Raw genomic sequence first — 17,179 nt, 5'->3', positions numbered from 1 at the left:
AGCGGACAGAAAATTAGTTTTTTTGCTGTGCTTCTTGAATCTCATCATTTAAACGCAAAAAGCTATCTAGGCGCCGTGGTAAAATTTCACCAGATTCTACAGCGTGTTTTAACCCACAGTTCTTTTCATGAGTATGGGTACAGTTACGGAATTGGCAAGAACCCAAATGTGCTTCAATTTCTGGAAAGCCCATACGAATTTTTTCTAAATCAAGATGCCAAAGCCCAAATTCACGAATTCCCGGTGAGTCGATTAACGCGCCATTTTTACCGAAATTCATTAAACGTGTAGAAGTTGTTGTGTGCTGACCAAGTGCAGAGTTTTCAGAAATAATATTTGTTTTTTGCTCTGCTTCTGGAATGAGCACATTAATTAAAGAACTTTTTCCTACACCCGATTGGCCAACGAAAGCGACTGTTTCGCCATCTAAACGTTCAGATAAAGCAGAGATATCACCCTTTTTAGACTGACAAATCATCACTTCATAACCCAAAGTTTTATATTCTTCTAATAATGTGAGAATTGGGTCATTTTCGGTTAACAAATCAGATTTATTGAGGACTAAAAGAGCAGGAATATTAGCATCTGCACAAGCAACTAAATATCGATCAATTAATGTTGGCGCAGGTTCAGGAAGCGGTGAAAATACAATCACAATCAAACTGATATTTGCTGCCACAGGTTTAACTTTGTGATAACGGTCTGGACGGGTAAGTAAAGAGGTACGAGGGTGAATGGCTGTAATAATACCTAAACCCGTATTTGGGTCAGCTTGCCATTTAACTCGATCACCAGTCACAAGTAATTCTAAGTTTGTTCGAGTATGACAGCGCCATACGCTTTTGAGCTCGATAGGTTTCCAGAAAGGTTCTGGCTCTCCTTCGGCAACTTGAGGTTTTTCTGGGTGATGCTCAGGTACAGAGAGTGCTTGTACTTCAAGTTGGCGGCCATAATGTTGTACAACGAGTCCGTCCAGATCTTGTGAAGTATCGGCCTCTTCTTGGCGAGTTTTGTGCTGTTTTTCAATACGACGTTGCTGTTGTTCAGTTAAACGACGCTTACGAATTAAAGCCATTCATATCCCAAAAAAACCACTGTTTGAAGATGGCAAAAATAGCATGAAGCGGCTATAGAATTACAGCGCAGATGCAAGAAATTTGCTACTATTGATGTTTTTACGGCATTTTAGAACGTACATACATGAGCAGTACTTTAAATACACGATTAATTTGGATTGATCTGGAAATGACCGGATTAGATACCGATAATGACCAAATTATTGAAATCGCAACAATTATTACAGATGATCATTTAAATGTACTTGCCGAAGGTCCGGTTTTAGCCGTTCACCAGCCTGACCGTATTTTAAATGCAATGGATGAGTGGAATACCCGCCAACATGGGCAGTCTGGTCTGATTGAACGAGTTCGTCGCAGCAAATTAACAGCTCGTGATGCTGAGTTACAAACTTTAGAATTCCTAAAAAAATGGGTTAATCCAAAAGTTTCACCGATGTGTGGTAACTCGATCTGTCAGGATCGTCGTTTCTTACATCGTCTTATGCCTGAACTAGAGCAGTATTTTCACTATCGTAATCTTGATGTATCTACGGTAAAAGAACTTTCAAAACGCTGGCGCCCTGAAATCATGAGCGGTTTGAAAAAGAATGCATCTCATTTGGCAATGGATGATATTCGTGACTCGATTTCTGAGTTGAAATACTACCGTGAATATTTTTTTATCATGAACACTGACGGTAAAGATTAATGACTTTGCCTGAGTGATATGAAAGGGAGGCTATTGCCTCCTTTTTTATTGTTTAAAGGGGATTGTTACAATAATGCCGATCGCCTGATTTGGCTTTCATATTCATTTTGCTTAAAATGATGTTTTAAATTTTTATTATAAAAAGAGAGCATTTATGCAAAGTAATAACCCGATACTGACCCGTGTTGAAACGGTCAGTGACTATAGTCAACCGATGACTGTGCAAGGTGCGATTCAAAAATCTGTAATGTTGACAGTCATTGCTGCTGCGGTGGGTGTCGCTTTATTTTTCTATGCAGCCTTTACTGCAAATGTTGGCATTGCTTACGCGGCTTCAATTGTGGGTGCAATTGGTGGCTTGGTTTTAGCTTTAATTACAACGTTTAAACCAACGACCGCAACAACATTGGCAATTCCATATGCCTTATTTGAAGGGGCTTTTTTAGGTGGTATTTCTTTTACTTTCCAGTTGAAATATCCAGGTGTTCCTCTTCAAGCTTTATTAGCAACTTTCGTCACCACTTTGGTGATGTTTGGTCTATATAAATTCCAAATTATTCGCGCAACTGAAAAGTTCAAGTCAGTTGTAATTTCTGCATCTTTGGCGATCTTTATTGTATTTATCGTGCAGATGGTCATGCGTTTAGCATTTGGTTCAAGTGTTCCTTATATTTTTGAAAGTAACTGGTTAGGCATTGGCTTTGCTGCATTTGTTGCAGTGATTGCTTCACTTAACCTGATTTTAGATTTTGATTTAATCGAAACTAATGCAGCATATCGTGCACCAAAATTCATGGAATGGTTGTGTGGTATCGCATTACTTGCAACTTTAGTGTGGATGTATATTTCTTTCTTACGCTTACTTGGCTTATTGTCTGACGACTAAGATTGAATTCATCGAGAAGTCGCTCCTTATCAGGAGCGATTTTTTTTCGTGCGATTTTTGAAAAAAGATGCATTATGCAATTTCGAAAACCGTTGAATATTGGCATTATGCTTGAAATTGTTTTGAGTGAGATCGGCATGACACAAGGACTTTTAGCAGGTAAGCGCTTTTTGATTGCAGGCGTTGCTAGTAAATTATCAATTGCTTTTGGTATTGCACAAGCATTACACCGTGAAGGTGCAGAGCTTGCGTTTACTTATCCAAACGAAAAATTAAAAAAACGTGTGGATGAATTTGCTGAGCAATTCGGTTCTAAGCTTGTGTTTCCATGTGATGTTGCTGTTGATGCTGAAATTGATAATGCATTTGCAGAACTTGCAAAACATTGGGACGGCGTAGATGGTGTTGTGCACTCAATTGGCTTTGCACCTGCACACACGCTTGATGGTGACTTCACTGACGTGACTGACCGTGATGGTTTTAAAGTTGCTCATGACATCAGTGCATACAGCTTTATTGCAATGGCTCGCGCTGCAAAACCTTTATTACAAGCTCGCCAAGGTTGTTTATTGACTTTGACTTACCAAGGTTCTGAGCGCGTTATGCCTAACTACAACGTAATGGGTATGGCAAAAGCGTCTTTAGAAGCGGGTGTTCGCTATTTAGCATCAAGCTTGGGTGTTGATGGTATTCGTGTAAATGCGATTTCTGCGGGTCCAATCCGTACTTTAGCTGCTTCTGGTATTAAGTCTTTCCGTAAAATGTTAGATGCCAATGAAAAAGTTGCGCCGTTAAAACGTAACGTAACGATTGAAGAAGTAGGTAATGCAGCGTTGTTCCTATGCTCACCTTGGGCTTCAGGTATTACTGGTGAAATTCTATATGTAGATGCTGGTTTCAATACTGTAGGTATGAGCCAATCTATGATGGATGATGAATAAGTTTTAAAACTTATTTAGCCATAAAAAAAGCCGTAGTTGAAGGACTACGGCTTTTTTAATTGGTACAAGTTACTGAGGAAGTTCTTTTACAGGTGAACCACCTAAAGCTTGCATAAGGGTGACATACGCGTTGTATTGGCTTTGCTTGGTTTCAACGAGGCTTAAGCGTGCAGTACGTGTAGTTTGCTGAGCATCGAGAAGTGTTTTTAATGCGACAGCGCCATAACGGTAACGGACTTCGGTTAAACGTTCAGTTTTTTCTGCAAGTTCAACATTACGCTCCTGTAACGCTACTTGTTTGTCGAGTTCGGTTCGACTCGATAAAGCATTTTCTACATCAGCAAAAGCCTGATAAAGCGTTTGACGATATTGAATAATCGCTTTTTCATAATCTAGGTTGCTAATCGCGATATCTTTCTTCATATCGTTATATTGCAAAAACGGTAAGCTTAAACTTGCCCCAAGTGTGAGGGCAGGGTTACGTAACAGTTCTGTCAACGATGTGCTGCTTGAACCTAAACTGCTGGTTAAGCTAATTGATGGATAGTAGCTCGCTTTAGTCGCATCTTTAGTTGCTAATGCTTTTCTTAAACGTAACTCACTTGCTTGCAAATCAGGGCGACGCGATAAAATATCGGCAGGTAAACCAGCACCAATTGAAGGTAGGGCAGTGCGTGGTAAACGCTTTGGCTCTTGAATGTTTAATTGTTGCAATGGCTCATGTAATAGCACTGCAATAGCCGTACGTGTTTCAACACGTTGTTGTTCAATCTGGCTTAAACTCGCTTTCTGGCTTTGTACCGATTGTTCTGCTTGAGTCAGATCTACACCTGAAACAGCACCAGCTTTATATTGAATCTGCACCAAGTCATAAAGCTTTTGAGAGGTTGCGAGACTTTGCTGGGCAGTTGTGTAGCGCTCATTTAAATAACCGAGTTGCCAATAAAGTTTGGCAGTGGTTGCAATTAAACTTTGCCCAGTCGCTTGTAAGTCTTGTTCAGTCGCTAAGGCTTCCCATTTACTTGCCTCAGTTTGGCGTGCAAGCTTGCCAAACAAGTCAAGCTCATAGCTTACGCCTCCTTTAACTGATAATCCGCTAGAATTATCATCTCCAGAATTTAAATCGAAAGAATGGCCTGTTGAGATTCCCGTGTTTGTAACACGAAGCCCTTGTTGGTTTGCAGTTAGATCTGCTTGTAGACGGGCTTGTTTCAACGCAATTCCGGCAACTGCTAAATCACTGTTACGTTCTAATACATTGCTTACAAGCTGATTAAGTTGTGTATCATTAAAAAGCGTCCACCAACGATCAGAGTATTGATCGGCAGACATGTTTTTTGCTTTTGGTGTGTCATATTGAAAGCTACCCGGAACTTGTACCGCAGGCGTTTCATAAGGTGTTTTTACTACAGCTGCACATCCTACAAGAGAACCTGTGAGAAGAAGTGCTGTGCTGAGTTTAGTCATAGAGAAAGACATGCAATTTTCCTTATTCTCGTGATAGTGCGGCAACAGGGTCAAGTTTCGCGGCATTCTTGGCAGGCAAGAAACCGAATACGACACCAATCAGAGTTGAACAGACAAATGCTGCAATAATAGAAGTGCTTGAATAAGCCACGCTAAAGTTACCGCCAGCAAATTTATTAATGAGTTGTCCAAGGCCAAGCGATAGTAAGACGCCAAGCACACCACCAATTAAACACACCAAAATTGCTTCAATTAGGAATTGCTGCAAAATATCACTTTGACGAGCACCTACTGCCATACGTACGCCAATTTCCTGAGTACGTTCAGTCACCGAAACCAACATAATGTTCATCACCCCGATACCACCAACCACCAGTGAAATTACAGCAATTGCTGAAACCAGAAGCGTCATTGTGCTAGTTGTTTTCTCAATAGTTTGACGGATACTGTCACTGTTCATGGTGAAAATATCTTGTGCACCATGGCGCTGGGTTAATAAATTTACAATCGCATTTTCTGCGGCAGCAGTTGAATATTTGTCATTAATACGAACCACGATATTACGTACATTAGATTGACCTAACATACGGCTCATTACGGTTGTATAAGGCATATAGACATTTAAAGTATCATCTGAGCCCATGCCGCTTGTCTGCGGTTCTACAATCCCAATAATACGTGCTGGTACACTACCGAGCAGTACGACTTGGCCAATTGGATTACTACCATCTCCAAAGAATTGTTTTTGCGTATTGGTATCGATTACAACATCTTGTGAACGATCACGCACACTACGTTGGTCAAAAGTTTGACCATCTTTAAAGACTAAACCTTTTACATCGAAATAATCGTTACTCACACCGTTAATGGTGGCATTTGCTTCATTCTGCTGGTAACGCATGGTTTTTGATGTACTGACGATTGGGCTGACTGCGCTGACATAAGGTTGAGTCATTAACGCATCAGCATCGGCAGGAACCAAAGTTTTAAAGTTTGCAGTTTTGGAGTTATCACCAAAACCACGGCCCTGAAACACCGTAATCGTATTTGTTCCCAGACTACTAATATTACTTAAAATTTGTTGTTGAGAACCTTTACCTAGCGCGACCACTGTAACAACAGATGCAATACCAATAATAATTCCCAGCATGGTTAAAAAAGTACGCATGCGGTGGGCATTCATAGACAGTAAAGCCATTTGAAAAGCTTCTGACAAACGGTCTAAAGTAGAACGCCATGCAGAAATACTTTTGCCTTTCTTTTGTTTGCCTTGCAAAGCAGGAGCGGCATCAGGATCAGAATTTCCTGGTTCGGCTGCTTGATCTGGAACATTAGGACGGTCACTAATAATTTCTCCGTCACTAATTTCGATAATACGCGTCGCATTTTTTGCAACTTGCATATCGTGGGTGACTAAAATAATAGTGTGACCTGCGGCATTGAGTTCACGCAAAATACGCATCACCTCAACACCACTATGAGAGTCGAGTGCCCCCGTTGGTTCATCTGCCAGAATAACGTCACCGCCATTCATAAGAGCACGGGCAATAGAAACACGTTGCTGCTGACCGCCAGAGAGCTGGCTTGGTCTATTGAGTGTTTTAGTGCCTAAACCTAATTCAGTCAGTAGAGCCGTTGCGCGTTGTTTACGCTCAGAAGGGGTAACACCTGCATAAACAGCCGGAACTTCAACGTTACCCTCAGCAGATAAGTCACCCAGTAAATGGTAGCGCTGGAAAATAAAACCAAAATATTCACGACGTAGTCGAGCGAGTTGATCTGGTTCAAGTTTACCGGTCTCTTGTCCACTGACCTTGTAACTACCACTCGTAGGGCGGTCTAAACAGCCCAAAATATTCATGAGTGTTGATTTACCAGAACCAGACTGACCGACAATGGCAACCAGTTCGCCTTCGTAAATGGTAAGGTCAATGCCTTTTAAAATTTGTATCGTGCTTTCGCCAGCAGGGAATTCCCGGACTAGATTGCTGACTTCAAGCAAAGCTTGTTTTGTCATGCTTACATTCCCATTGGGCCACTACGGCGACGGTTATTACTACTATTAGCTGATGCAGCAGAAGTATCTGCGCTATCGGCAATGACAACTTGATCACCTTGTTTTAAGCCCGCAAGAACTTGTGCATTTACACGGTTGTTAATGCCAACCAAAATTTGAGTTGGTTTAGTTGTGCCATCAGCTTGTAATACACGTACAACACTTAAGGTTAATTTACCTTGTTCAATTAGCTGTTTTTGCTCAGCAGTCAGGTTAAGACGCTCCAGACGAGCTCCATTTCCTTGAGATTTTTTAGCAGCTTCAGGTGTAGAGCTTGCTTTATCAGATGATTGGCCTGATTTTCTTTGACCTGAAAATTGTTTAGAGCTAAGTGCTGATGATGGAACGAGCAAGGCATTTTTAGCTGAGTTTAATACGATATAAACTTGTGCAGTCATATCAATACGCAATTTACCATCGGTATTTGGCACATCGAATAAGGCATTATAGTAAACAGCTGAACTCGTTGTTGAGCTTGTCGTACTTGTTGATTCGCTAGAAATAGAATCTGGAGCAGGTTCAATCTGGCGTAAAGTCGCGTAACGTTTAGTGTCTTCACCTAAGGTAGTGAAATAAACCTGTTGTCCTTTCTCAACTTTCATAATGTCAGCTTCACTGACCTGTGCCTTGATCGTCATGTTTTGTAATTTTGCAATTTTGACAATTGTTGGCGCACTTTGATTGGCGTTTACTGTTTGACCTTCTTCGGTCACAATCGCAACAACCGTACCATCTGTTGGAGCAACAATACGCGTATAACCAATATTGGTTTGCGCGGTAGATTTTGTGACTTTTGCCGATTCGATTTGTGCATCTAACGCTTTGATTTGTGCCTGAGCTGTTTTATAGCTTGCCTCAGCCGATTCTAAATCCGCACGTGGTGTTGCATCTTGTGCATACATTTGTTGCTGACGGCGGTATTCAAGTTGTTTTTCATTCAAAGAAGCAACTTGCTGAAGGCGCTGTGCTTCTAAATTTTTAATATTTGCATCAGAGGTTTTTAAACTATTTTCTTGGGTCGTTGAGTCAATCTGTGCAATAAGCTGACCTTGCTTAACTTGATCGCCTAGTTGCACATACATCTTTTTAACCTGACCAGATACCTGTGCACCGACACTAATCAGTTTGGTTGCATCAAGTGTACCCGTTGCAAGTACATTATTTTCAATATCCCCGCGTGTTACCTCGGCAGTAATATATTGAGGCTGCTGCTGTTTTGGCTTGAAAAACTTCCAGGCTAAAAGAGCAATAATGACTATACAGACGATGATAATAACAAGTTTGATTGGCTTTATTTTTGGCATGGCGAGAGGTCGAAAAGTTTAAAATTTAATTTAGTATAAAAGCGAAATGAGGATAAAACGTGAATTTTTATGATATTTCAGGAATGAAGAAAAAGGATACAGCCGAATTACTGTATAAATAATGTTTTTCCACATAATTCAGCAATCGCTTGCTGCATTAAATGTTCTGCATTTTCGTTCGACATTCCTTTAATTGCTGCATCAATTTGCAATAGAAGGGTAGACCAGCCTAAAAACTGTTGTGGATTTAGTCTTCTTAATGCTTGTTGATATAAGCTGACTTTTGTTTTCCATATACCGAGCTGTAAGGCATTATGGGGTTGTTCAAACAACTGCATCAACAAGCGCATTTCTTTACTTAAAGTCCATAAAATCAGACTGTCTGGTTCGCCTGCTGCAATTAAATATTGAAAAATCTTAATAGATTGGCCAAGGTTGCCTTCTAATAATGCATCACTTAAATCATAGGTGGTATAGCGTGATTGATCTTGTAGGCACGCATATAATTGTTCAATCTGAATGAGTTGTTGGTCTGGAAATGTATCTCTTACACGCATCAAGCTATTTTTAGCTGCAAGCAAATTGTGCTCATGATGTTGCATTAACCACTGCCAAGCATCATTGTCGAGTTGAATTTCAAGTTTCTCTGCTTCAGCAGATAAAATTCTTTGGCGATCTTGTGGATAATTTGCCGTGAGGGCAACTACAACCCCATTTGCCTCAACAACTTGGAAAAAAGCAGATTTTAAGCTGCTACTATCTTGTTTGGGTAAAACAATTAATAGCAGGTTATGTTCATTATGTTGTATATAGCTTTTGAGCTGTTTTAAGCCATTCGCATCAGGTTTTATATTGCCGTGTACTTCAATAGCAAGCTGCTGAGAAAATAAAGATAAGCTATTAAGTGCGTTAAAGACATTTTTCCAGTCGCTTACGCTACTAATATCATAGCGCTGTCTTTCAACTTCTTGTTGTTGCCAGCTTTTTCGAAAGGCATCTAATAAATTTTGTTCTAATAAAGGCTCTTGCCCATGCAAAATCCACGCACCCCGAGCTTCCGGAGTACGTTTTAAGGCTTGTAAATAATCAATTTTCATTGCGGGTAAAAATACAGATTAAGGCTGAGCTTTTGGTAAGCGATTTGCTGAAATCTGACGAGTAATTTGCTGTGCAATATCATCAATTACAATACGTTGTAAGTAACTTTCTTGCTGATTTTCAGTGTTGACTGTTGCCAAGTCATATTGATAACTACGAGATGCAGTTAATGAGCGTGGCTCAGTAATTTTATTACCCTGACGATCTTCAATCTGGAAGGTTACAGTCAAACGTAATAATACTTCAGTGAGTTTTCCATTTAAAAGCTGACGACGTGGTGTGTACTCTAAAACACGAAGTACGTAGGCATCATTATCATTGCTGAGTTGAACACCATTTGCAGCTAAATACACTTTTAACTGCGTTTCCAAATCATCAGTTTTAGCCGGTAACTCAAGGCTTAACTTTTTATAAACAAGCGGAGTCGCAGTCGGGTTGGTTCCTTTTAAATGAAATCCACACCCGACTAAGCCTGCACTAAGGCCTAAGGTTAAAACAACAGCGGCTAAACGTTTGGCTAAGTGCATGCTTGATCCTCTCATTAATAACTTTAATTAAACCACGAGGTTAATTAATTTATTTGGAACCACAATTTCTTTTTTTGTTGGTCCAGTTAAGAATTGTTGAACTTCTGGTAGAGCTTTAGCTTGAGCTAATAGATCTTCCTTAGAAATATCAACAGAAACTTCAAGTTTACCGCGAAGTTTACCATTAACCTGTACAACAATCGTTTGCGTATTACGCGTCAACGCAGAAGCATCAACTTCAGGGAATGTTGCTGCCGTAACATCTGTACCAAATTGAGCCAATAAAGTTTGGCTTAAATGCGGTGCAAACGGTTCAAGTAAAGTTAATAGTGTTGTGATTGCTTCACGTTCTACAGCAATGTCATTGTCATCTTTTGCTTCAAACTTGTTGCTCGCGTTTAACAACTCCATTAAAGCAGCAATCGCAGTATTGAATGCATGACGACGTTCAATATCATCACTTACTTTTTGAATAGTTTCGTGCGTTTTACGACGTAAATCTTGAGCATCTTTAGATAAATTAGCTGTATCGATTGTAGAAGCTGAGTTGCCTTTTTCAAGGAAGCCAGCTACAAGGCGCCATACGCGTTTCAAGAAACGGTTTGCACCTTCAACACCTGCATCAGACCATTCTAAAGATTGATCTGGTGGAGCAGCAAACATCATGAATACACGAGCTGTATCTGCGCCGTATTGATCAATAATCGCTTGTGGGTCAATACCGTTATTTTTCGACTTAGACATTTTTTCTTGTCCGCCGATTACAACTTCTTGGCCGTCACCTGAATATTTTGCAGAAAGAATACGACCTTTCTCATCACGTTCTAGTTCAATATCAGCTGGGTTGAACCAAGTTTTTTTGCCATTTTCTGCTTCACGATAGAACGTATCTGCAAGTACCATGCCTTGAGTTAACAAGTTGGTAAATGGCTCATTACCTTGTACAACGCCTTCATCACGCATTAATTTGTGGAAGAAACGTGCATAAAGTAAGTGAAGAATCGCGTGTTCAACACCACCAATGTATTGATTTACAGGAAGCCAGTTTTGAGCTGCTTCAGGTTTAACCATACCACTAGTAAAGTCTGGAGAAGCATAGCGTGCATAGTACCAAGATGACTCTACGAAAGTATCTAAAGTATCTGTTTCGCGACGAGCATCGCCACCACAACAAGGACATTTCGTTTCATAGAATTCAGGCATTTTGTTAAGCGGGTTACCTGAACCATCTGGAACAACGTCTGTTGGTAATACAACTGGAAGCTGGTCTTCTGGAACTGTGACTTGACCACAAGTATCACAGTTAATCATTGGAATTGGACAACCCCAGTAACGTTGACGAGAAACACCCCAGTCACGTAAACGGAATTGAACTTTAGAGTTTGCTAAACTTTGTGGTTCTAATTTTGCAAGAAATGCGTCAAACGCAGCTTGGAATTCTAAACCGTCAAACTCACCAGAGTTAACAAGTTTACCTTCTTTAGAACCGTACCATTCTTGCCACTCAGTTGCAGAATAATCTGCATCGTCGGCACCTTTGGCATCAATCACTTGCTTAATTGACAAGTTAAACTTGTTAGCAAATTCAAAATCACGTTCGTCATGTGCCGGTACAGCCATTACTGCACCAGAACCATAAGACATTAATACGTAGTTTGCGATCCAGACGGGAAGCTCTTCACCAGTTACAGGATGTTTTACAAACAAACCTGTTGCCATGCCTTTTTTCTCGGCTGTTGCCAAGTCTGCTTCTGCAACTGAACCCATGCGGCACTCTTCAATGAATGCAGCCAATTCAGGGTTGTTTTCAGCAGCTTTAAGCGCGAGAGGGTGTTCTGCTGCAACAGCAACATATGTCACACCCATTAGCGTGTCGGCACGTGTTGTATAAACAGTTAAACCATCAGCATAGATTTCAGTATTGGCAGATGGGAAAGTAATTTCCATGCCTGTAGAGCGACCAATCCAGTTACGTTGCATGGTCAACACTTGTTGAGGCCAGCCGTCTTGTAAAGTGTCAAGATCGTCTAATAATTCTTGTGCATAGTCCGTAATACGGAAGTAGTACATTGGAATATCACGTTTTTCAACCAATGCACCTGAGCGCCAGCCACGACCATTTTCAACTTGCTCGTTTGCTAAAACTGTTTGGTCAACCGGATCCCAGTTTACTGTTGAAAGTTTACGGTAGATCAGGCCTTTTTTATAAAGCTGAACAAATAACCATTGTTCCCAGTGATAATACTCTGGTGTACAAGTCGCGAATTCGCGATCCCAGTCTACAGATAGACCTAATTTTTTTAATTGGTCACGCATGTAAGCGATGTTTTCAAATGTCCATTTTGCCGGAGCAACTTTATGGGCAATTGCTGCGTTTTCAGCAGGCAAACCGAATGCATCCCAACCCATAGGTTGTAATACAGTTTCACCTTTTAAACGGTAAAAACGGCTAATTACATCGCCAATTGTATAGTTACGCACATGCCCCATATGCAGCTTGCCGCTTGGGTAAGGAAACATTGACAGGATGTAGCGATGTTTACCTTCGACAGTGTCGGCAACTTTAAAGACTTTACGATTTTCCCAATCTTGTTGAACTGATGGTTCAATCGTGTTTGCTTGATATTCGGGGTCAATGTGAGAAATAGTCATAGACGTAAGCTATACAACGAAAATTGAAATGAAAGATTGCTGCACAGCATAGCGCAAAATAACAGGAAATGTCAGTTTTTAGATCAGGATTTTATCTTTTAATATGAGCAATAAACATTTCTCAATCTATTCTTCTTTATTTTAAATAATAGAGGAGTGATGAAAATATTCACCACTCTCATTTTACTTATCGCGGTGTTGGAGCGGATGGGGGAGGTGCTACAGGTGGAACAGCTACTGCGGGTGCATTTTTTTCCTGTGCGACGTTAGTTGCCTCTTGCACTACTTTATCTGTTTTATCTTGAGATTGTTGTTCTGGAGAAGGCGTCGAATTTTTTACGGATGATTGGCTACCGTAAGTAGAAACTTTGTTCAAATGTTTTGCACTCTTAGGTGGTGGAGTCGTGGTGTAATGGGTGGAGCCATTTTTATCCATCCATTTGTAATATTGCTGTGCCTGACTTTGGCTTGAGTAAACTAAAATCACTGTTGCAACTGTCGTATATAAGCTTGTTTTTAAATAAGATAAATTCATATTAGATATTCCCCAAAGAAAGCTGGCTATATTTAAATAAAGTTCAGAAATAAGCAATTTACAATGCATGGTTTTATATAAAAAAGAAGAATTATTTTTAATAAATAGAGGGTAGAACTACCAAATTTACGATTTAATTTTAGATTAAAAAAGAAGCAGCTAAAATTTTTTATGGAAAAACCTTTTCTTTAATCTTGACTTTAGTGAATTAAACAACAAAAATGCTTCCTTTAGTTTTATATGCGATTATTTGATCACCCTTCGAATAACCGTCATGTTTTGTAATAGACATTCTCTCTAGCCGAGAGATTGATTTTACTTAAAGTATGTATATCCAGACATGCTTTATTAATGTTAAAAAAGCTTATACGGCTGAAAAACAGAAATTTTTCTATTGCAACGAAAACTAGACAATATGTGTGCTATAACAGTGCAGACAATTCAATGAATGAAACACTATTTGTGCCTTCCATAAATAGTGATAAAGATTTTAGGGTGAATCACGTTGGAACTTTTATCTGGTGGTGAAATGCTCGTTCGTGCTCTTGCGGACGAAGGCGTTGAACATGTTTTTGGTTATCCAGGCGGCGCTGTATTACATATTTATGATGCGCTATTTCAACAAGACAAAATTAATCATTACCTCGTACGTCATGAACAAGCTGCTGGTCATATGGCAGATGCTTACTCGCGTGCTACAGGTAAGACTGGCGTAGTACTGGTCACTTCTGGACCTGGCGCAACTAATACTGTGACTCCAATTGCAACAGCTTATATGGACTCAATCCCAATGGTGATTTTGTCTGGCCAGGTTGCATCACATCTTATTGGTGAAGACGCTTTCCAAGAAACTGATATGGTGGGTATTTCACGTCCGATCGTGAAACATAGCTTCCAAGTTCGTCACGCAAGTGAAATTCCTGCAATTATCAAAAAAGCATTTTATATCGCTTCAAGTGGTCGCCCTGGCCCTGTTGTAGTTGATATTCCTAAAGATGCGACAAATCCTGCAGAAAAATTTGCGTACGAATATCCTGAAAAAGTGAAGATGCGTTCTTATCAACCACCTTCACGTGGTCATTCTGGTCAAATTCGTAAAGCGATTGATGAGCTTTTAAGTGCAAAACGCCCTGTTATTTATACGGGTGGTGGTGTTGTTCAAGGTAATGCATCAGCATTATTGACTGAATTGGCTCATTTGTTGGGCTATCCAGTGACAAATACACTTATGGGCCTTGGTGGCTTCCCAGGCAATGATCCACAGTTCGTGGGCATGTTGGGAATGCACGGTACTTATGAAGCAAATATGGCGATGCATAATGCTGACGTCATTCTTGCAATTGGTGCGCGTTTTGATGACCGAGTAACCAATAATCCTGCAAAATTCTGTGTGAATGCAAAAGTTATTCATGTTGATATTGATCCGGCAAGCATTTCAAAAACGATCATGGCGCACATTCCGATTGTAGGGGCGGTTGAGCCTGTACTTCAGGAAATGTTGACGCAGTTGAAACAATTGAATGTGTCTAAGCCAAACCCTGAAGCAATTGCTGCATGGTGGGATCAAATTAATGAATGGCGTAAAGTTCATGGTTTGAAGTATGAAACACCTGCTGATGGCACGATGAAGCCACAGCAAGTTGTTGAAGCTTTATATAAAGCGACTAATGGCGATGCCATTATTACTTCGGATGTGGGTCAACACCAAATGTTTGGTGCGTTGTATTACAAGTACAAACGTCCACGTCAATGGATTAACTCAGGCGGATTAGGCACCATGGGCGTAGGTTTACCTTATGCAATGGCAGCTAAGTTGGCTTTCCCAGATCAACAGGTAGTTTGTATTACCGGTGAAGCTTCAATTCAGATGTGTATTCAAGAGCTTTCAACTTGTAAGCAATACGGTATGAATGTGAAGATCTTGTGCTTAAATAACCGTGCTTTAGGTATGGTTAAACAATGGCAAGATATGAACTATGAAGGTCGTCATTCAAGCTCATACGTTGAATCATTACCTGATTTTGGCAAATTGATGGAAGCTTATGGTCATGTAGGTATCCAGATTGATCATGCTGACGAACTAGAGTCAAAGCTTGCTGAAGCAATGGCGATTAATGATAAATGCGTATTCATTAATGTCATGGTTGATCGTACAGAACATGTTTATCCAATGCTGATCGCAGGTCAGTCAATGAAGGATATGTGGTTAGGGAAAGGGGAGCGTACATAATGAGACATATTATTTCTGTACTCGTTGAAAACGAAGCTGGTGCGCTTTCTCGTTTGGTAGGTTTATTCAGTCAACGTAACTATAACATTGAGACGTTGAATGTAGCCCCGACCGAAGACCCAACTTTATCGCGTTTGACGTTAACCACTTATGGTGATGACCATAAGATTGAACAGATTACAAAGCAGCTCAACAAGCTTGTTGAAGTTGTAAAAGTAGTAGATTTATCAGAAGGTTCACACATTGAGCGTGAACTGATGTTGATTAAAGTAAAAGCGTTAGGTGCTTCACGTGCTGAAATTAAGCGAACAGCGGATATTTTCCGTGCGCAAATTGTCGACGTGACACCAACTACCTATACCATTCAAATAGCAGGGACAACTGAAAAATTAGATGGTTTTATCGATGCACTTGCAGAAAACACTATTCTAGAAGTCGTTCGTTCAGGTGTATCAGGTATCGCCCGTGGCGAAAAAGTTTTAGCCATTTAATTTTTTAAAAAGTATTTTAGCGGAGAACACAAATGCAAATTTTTTACGATAAAGACTGTGACTTATCAATCATCCAAGGCAAGAAAGTAGCGATTGTTGGTTATGGTTCTCAAGGTCATGCTCATGCACTTAACCTTAAAGACTCAGGCGTAGACGTAACTGTAGGTTTACGTGCTGGTTCAGCTTCTTGGAAGAAAGCTGAAAATGCTGGTCTTAAAGTTGCAGAAGTGCCTGCTGCTGTTAAGCAAGCTGACCTCGTAATGATTTTGACTCCAGATGAATTCCAATCACAACTTTACCGTGACGTGATTGAGCCGAACATCAAAGAAGGTGCAACTCTTGCATTTGCTCATGGTTTCTCAATTCTTTATAACCAAGTTGTTCCACGTAAAGATTTAGATGTAATCATGGTTGCTCCTAAAGCACCTGGTCACACAGTTCGTTCTGAATACCAACGTGGTTCAGGTGTTCCTGACCTAATCGCAATTCACCAAGATGCTACTGGTAATGCACGTAACGTTGCTCTTTCTTATGCTTCAGGCGTAGGTGGCGGCCGTACTGGTATTATCGAAACTTCATTCCGTGAAGAAACTGAAACTGACTTATTCGGTGAGCAAGCAGTTCTTTGTGGTGGTGCAGTTGAACTCGTGAAAATGGGCTTCGAAACTTTAGTTGAAGCTGGTTATGCTCCAGAAATGGCTTACTTCGAATGTTTACACGAACTTAAATTGATCGTTGACTTGATGTTCGAAGGCGGTATCGCTGACATGAACTACTCAGTTTCTAACAATGCTGAGTACGGTGAATATGTAACGGGTACTGAAGTAATTAACGAACAGTCTCGTGAAGCAATGCGTAATGCGTTGAAACGTATTCAATCTGGCGAATACGCGAAGATGTTCATTCAAGAAGGTGCATTAAACTACCCATCTATGACTGCTCGTCGTCGTCAAAATGCTGCACATGGTATTGAAGTAACTGGTAATAAGTTACGTGCAATGATGCCTTGGATTCAAGCAAACAAAATCGTAGACAAAGAAAAGAACTAATTTTCTTTTTCTAAAGCTTCAAAAGAACCCTGCTACTACGCAGGGTTCTTTTTTTATACTGTTTTTATTTGAATGTGAAAAAGAGCGATTAGGTCAACTTGACCAGATTAAAGAAATTCTATATTTTTCATATAATTGGCTGCTTAATTTTTAGTTACTCTATTGATTTATAAAGT

The 17,179-nt window shown here is 40.2% G+C and carries 14 protein-coding genes; 6 read left to right on the top strand and 8 right to left on the bottom strand.

Annotated elements, in window-relative coordinates; all coding sequences use genetic code 11:
• Nucleotides 1-13: 13 nt before the first annotated feature.
• Nucleotides 14-1,075: a small ribosomal subunit biogenesis GTPase RsgA gene (rsgA, locus tag ODQ17_RS02685; protein ID WP_005302303.1), complete on the bottom strand. Its 1,062-nt coding sequence runs from the start codon at nt 1,073-1,075 to the stop codon at nt 14-16.
• A 125-nt stretch (nt 1,076-1,200) separates the two neighbouring features.
• Between rsgA and orn the strand changes: the two genes are divergently transcribed.
• The 3 genes from orn (at nt 1,201) to ODQ17_RS02670 (ending at nt 3,594) form a co-directional block, all read left to right on the top strand.
• Nucleotides 1,201-1,767: an oligoribonuclease gene (gene orn / locus ODQ17_RS02680; RefSeq protein ID WP_005302306.1), complete on the top strand. Its 567-nt coding sequence runs from the start codon at nt 1,201-1,203 to the stop codon at nt 1,765-1,767.
• A gap of 154 nt (nt 1,768-1,921) precedes the next feature.
• A complete protein-coding gene (locus tag ODQ17_RS02675) occupies nt 1,922-2,653 on the top strand; it encodes a Bax inhibitor-1/YccA family protein (protein WP_322901582.1) in 732 nt (243 codons plus the stop codon).
• Nucleotides 2,654-2,790: 137 nt separating this feature from the next.
• Entirely contained in the window at nt 2,791-3,594 is an 804-nt protein-coding gene (locus ODQ17_RS02670) for an enoyl-ACP reductase FabI (RefSeq protein ID WP_023274323.1), read from the top strand.
• Nucleotides 3,595-3,663: 69 nt separating this feature from the next.
• Here ODQ17_RS02670 and ODQ17_RS02665 read toward each other — a convergent pair whose 3' ends face one another.
• The 7 genes from ODQ17_RS02665 to ODQ17_RS02635 all read right to left on the bottom strand — a co-directional run bounded on the left by ODQ17_RS02665 (nt 3,664) and on the right by ODQ17_RS02635 (nt 13,233).
• Entirely contained in the window at nt 3,664-5,061 is a 1,398-nt protein-coding gene (locus tag ODQ17_RS02665) for an efflux transporter outer membrane subunit (protein WP_322901790.1), read from the bottom strand.
• Nucleotides 5,062-5,083: 22 nt separating this feature from the next.
• A complete protein-coding gene (locus tag ODQ17_RS02660) occupies nt 5,084-7,078 on the bottom strand; it encodes a MacB family efflux pump subunit (RefSeq protein ID WP_005302315.1) in 1,995 nt (664 codons plus the stop codon).
• A gap of 2 nt (nt 7,079-7,080) precedes the next feature.
• Entirely contained in the window at nt 7,081-8,421 is a 1,341-nt protein-coding gene (locus tag ODQ17_RS02655) for a MacA family efflux pump subunit (protein ID WP_004794665.1), read from the bottom strand.
• A 107-nt stretch (nt 8,422-8,528) separates the two neighbouring features.
• A complete protein-coding gene (gene holA, locus ODQ17_RS02650; protein WP_004794664.1) occupies nt 8,529-9,518 on the bottom strand; it encodes a DNA polymerase III subunit delta in 990 nt (329 codons plus the stop codon).
• A gap of 18 nt (nt 9,519-9,536) precedes the next feature.
• Nucleotides 9,537-10,046, bottom strand: coding sequence for an LPS-assembly lipoprotein LptE (locus ODQ17_RS02645; RefSeq protein WP_004794663.1), 510 nt, complete (start codon nt 10,044-10,046; stop codon nt 9,537-9,539).
• Nucleotides 10,047-10,073: 27 nt separating this feature from the next.
• The gene (gene leuS / locus ODQ17_RS02640) at nt 10,074-12,698 is read right to left on the bottom strand and encodes a leucine--tRNA ligase (RefSeq protein WP_322901579.1); all 2,625 of its coding nucleotides are present in this window, start codon (nt 12,696-12,698) and stop codon (nt 10,074-10,076) included.
• A 187-nt stretch (nt 12,699-12,885) separates the two neighbouring features.
• The gene (locus tag ODQ17_RS02635; protein WP_322901578.1) at nt 12,886-13,233 is read right to left on the bottom strand and encodes a DUF4124 domain-containing protein; all 348 of its coding nucleotides are present in this window, start codon (nt 13,231-13,233) and stop codon (nt 12,886-12,888) included.
• 505 nt (nt 13,234-13,738) lie between these two features.
• On the opposite strand from ODQ17_RS02635, the gene ODQ17_RS02630 reads away from it, so the two are divergent.
• The 3 genes from ODQ17_RS02630 to ilvC are packed head-to-tail and all read left to right on the top strand — an operon-like array spanning nt 13,739 to nt 17,003.
• The gene (locus ODQ17_RS02630) at nt 13,739-15,463 is read left to right on the top strand and encodes an acetolactate synthase 3 large subunit (protein WP_004794658.1); all 1,725 of its coding nucleotides are present in this window, start codon (nt 13,739-13,741) and stop codon (nt 15,461-15,463) included.
• Entirely contained in the window at nt 15,463-15,954 is a 492-nt protein-coding gene (gene ilvN, locus ODQ17_RS02625) for an acetolactate synthase small subunit (protein ID WP_001215920.1), read from the top strand. The genes ODQ17_RS02630 and ilvN overlap by 1 nt, the downstream gene beginning before the upstream one ends.
• Nucleotides 15,955-15,986: 32 nt before the next feature.
• Nucleotides 15,987-17,003, top strand: a complete 1,017-nt coding sequence (ilvC, locus tag ODQ17_RS02620; protein WP_322901576.1) for a ketol-acid reductoisomerase — start codon at nt 15,987-15,989, stop codon at nt 17,001-17,003.
• The last annotated feature ends 176 nt before the right edge of the window (nt 17,004-17,179 follow it).

The organism is Acinetobacter sp. IRS14 (assembly GCF_034650275.1).
In the GTDB taxonomy this organism is placed as follows: domain Bacteria; phylum Pseudomonadota; class Gammaproteobacteria; order Pseudomonadales; family Moraxellaceae; genus Acinetobacter; species Acinetobacter oleivorans.
The sequence above is the reverse complement of the archived record's forward strand: the minus strand, read 5'-3'. Positions and strand labels throughout refer to the sequence as shown.

Excerpts from the sequence above, each read along its gene's own strand:
- ODQ17_RS02670 (WP_023274323.1), top strand. The coding sequence starts at position 2,791 with ATGACACAAGGACTTTTAGCAGGTAAGCGCTTTTTGATTGCAGGCGTT.
- orn (WP_005302306.1), top strand. The coding sequence starts at position 1,201 with ATGAGCAGTACTTTAAATACACGATTAATTTGGATTGATCTGGAAATG.
- ODQ17_RS02665 (WP_322901790.1), bottom strand. The coding sequence starts at position 5,061 with ATGACTAAACTCAGCACAGCACTTCTTCTCACAGGTTCTCTTGTAGGA.
- ODQ17_RS02645 (WP_004794663.1), bottom strand. The coding sequence starts at position 10,046 with ATGCACTTAGCCAAACGTTTAGCCGCTGTTGTTTTAACCTTAGGCCTT.
- ilvC (WP_322901576.1), top strand. The coding sequence starts at position 15,987 with ATGCAAATTTTTTACGATAAAGACTGTGACTTATCAATCATCCAAGGC.
- ODQ17_RS02655 (WP_004794665.1), bottom strand. The coding sequence starts at position 8,421 with ATGCCAAAAATAAAGCCAATCAAACTTGTTATTATCATCGTCTGTATA.
- ODQ17_RS02660 (WP_005302315.1), bottom strand. The coding sequence starts at position 7,078 with ATGACAAAACAAGCTTTGCTTGAAGTCAGCAATCTAGTCCGGGAATTC.
- rsgA (WP_005302303.1), bottom strand. The coding sequence starts at position 1,075 with ATGGCTTTAATTCGTAAGCGTCGTTTAACTGAACAACAGCAACGTCGT.
- ODQ17_RS02675 (WP_322901582.1), top strand. The coding sequence starts at position 1,922 with ATGCAAAGTAATAACCCGATACTGACCCGTGTTGAAACGGTCAGTGAC.
- leuS (WP_322901579.1), bottom strand. The coding sequence starts at position 12,698 with ATGACTATTTCTCACATTGACCCCGAATATCAAGCAAACACGATTGAA.
- ODQ17_RS02635 (WP_322901578.1), bottom strand. The coding sequence starts at position 13,233 with ATGAATTTATCTTATTTAAAAACAAGCTTATATACGACAGTTGCAACA.
- ilvN (WP_001215920.1), top strand. The coding sequence starts at position 15,463 with ATGAGACATATTATTTCTGTACTCGTTGAAAACGAAGCTGGTGCGCTT.
- holA (WP_004794664.1), bottom strand. The coding sequence starts at position 9,518 with ATGAAAATTGATTATTTACAAGCCTTAAAACGTACTCCGGAAGCTCGG.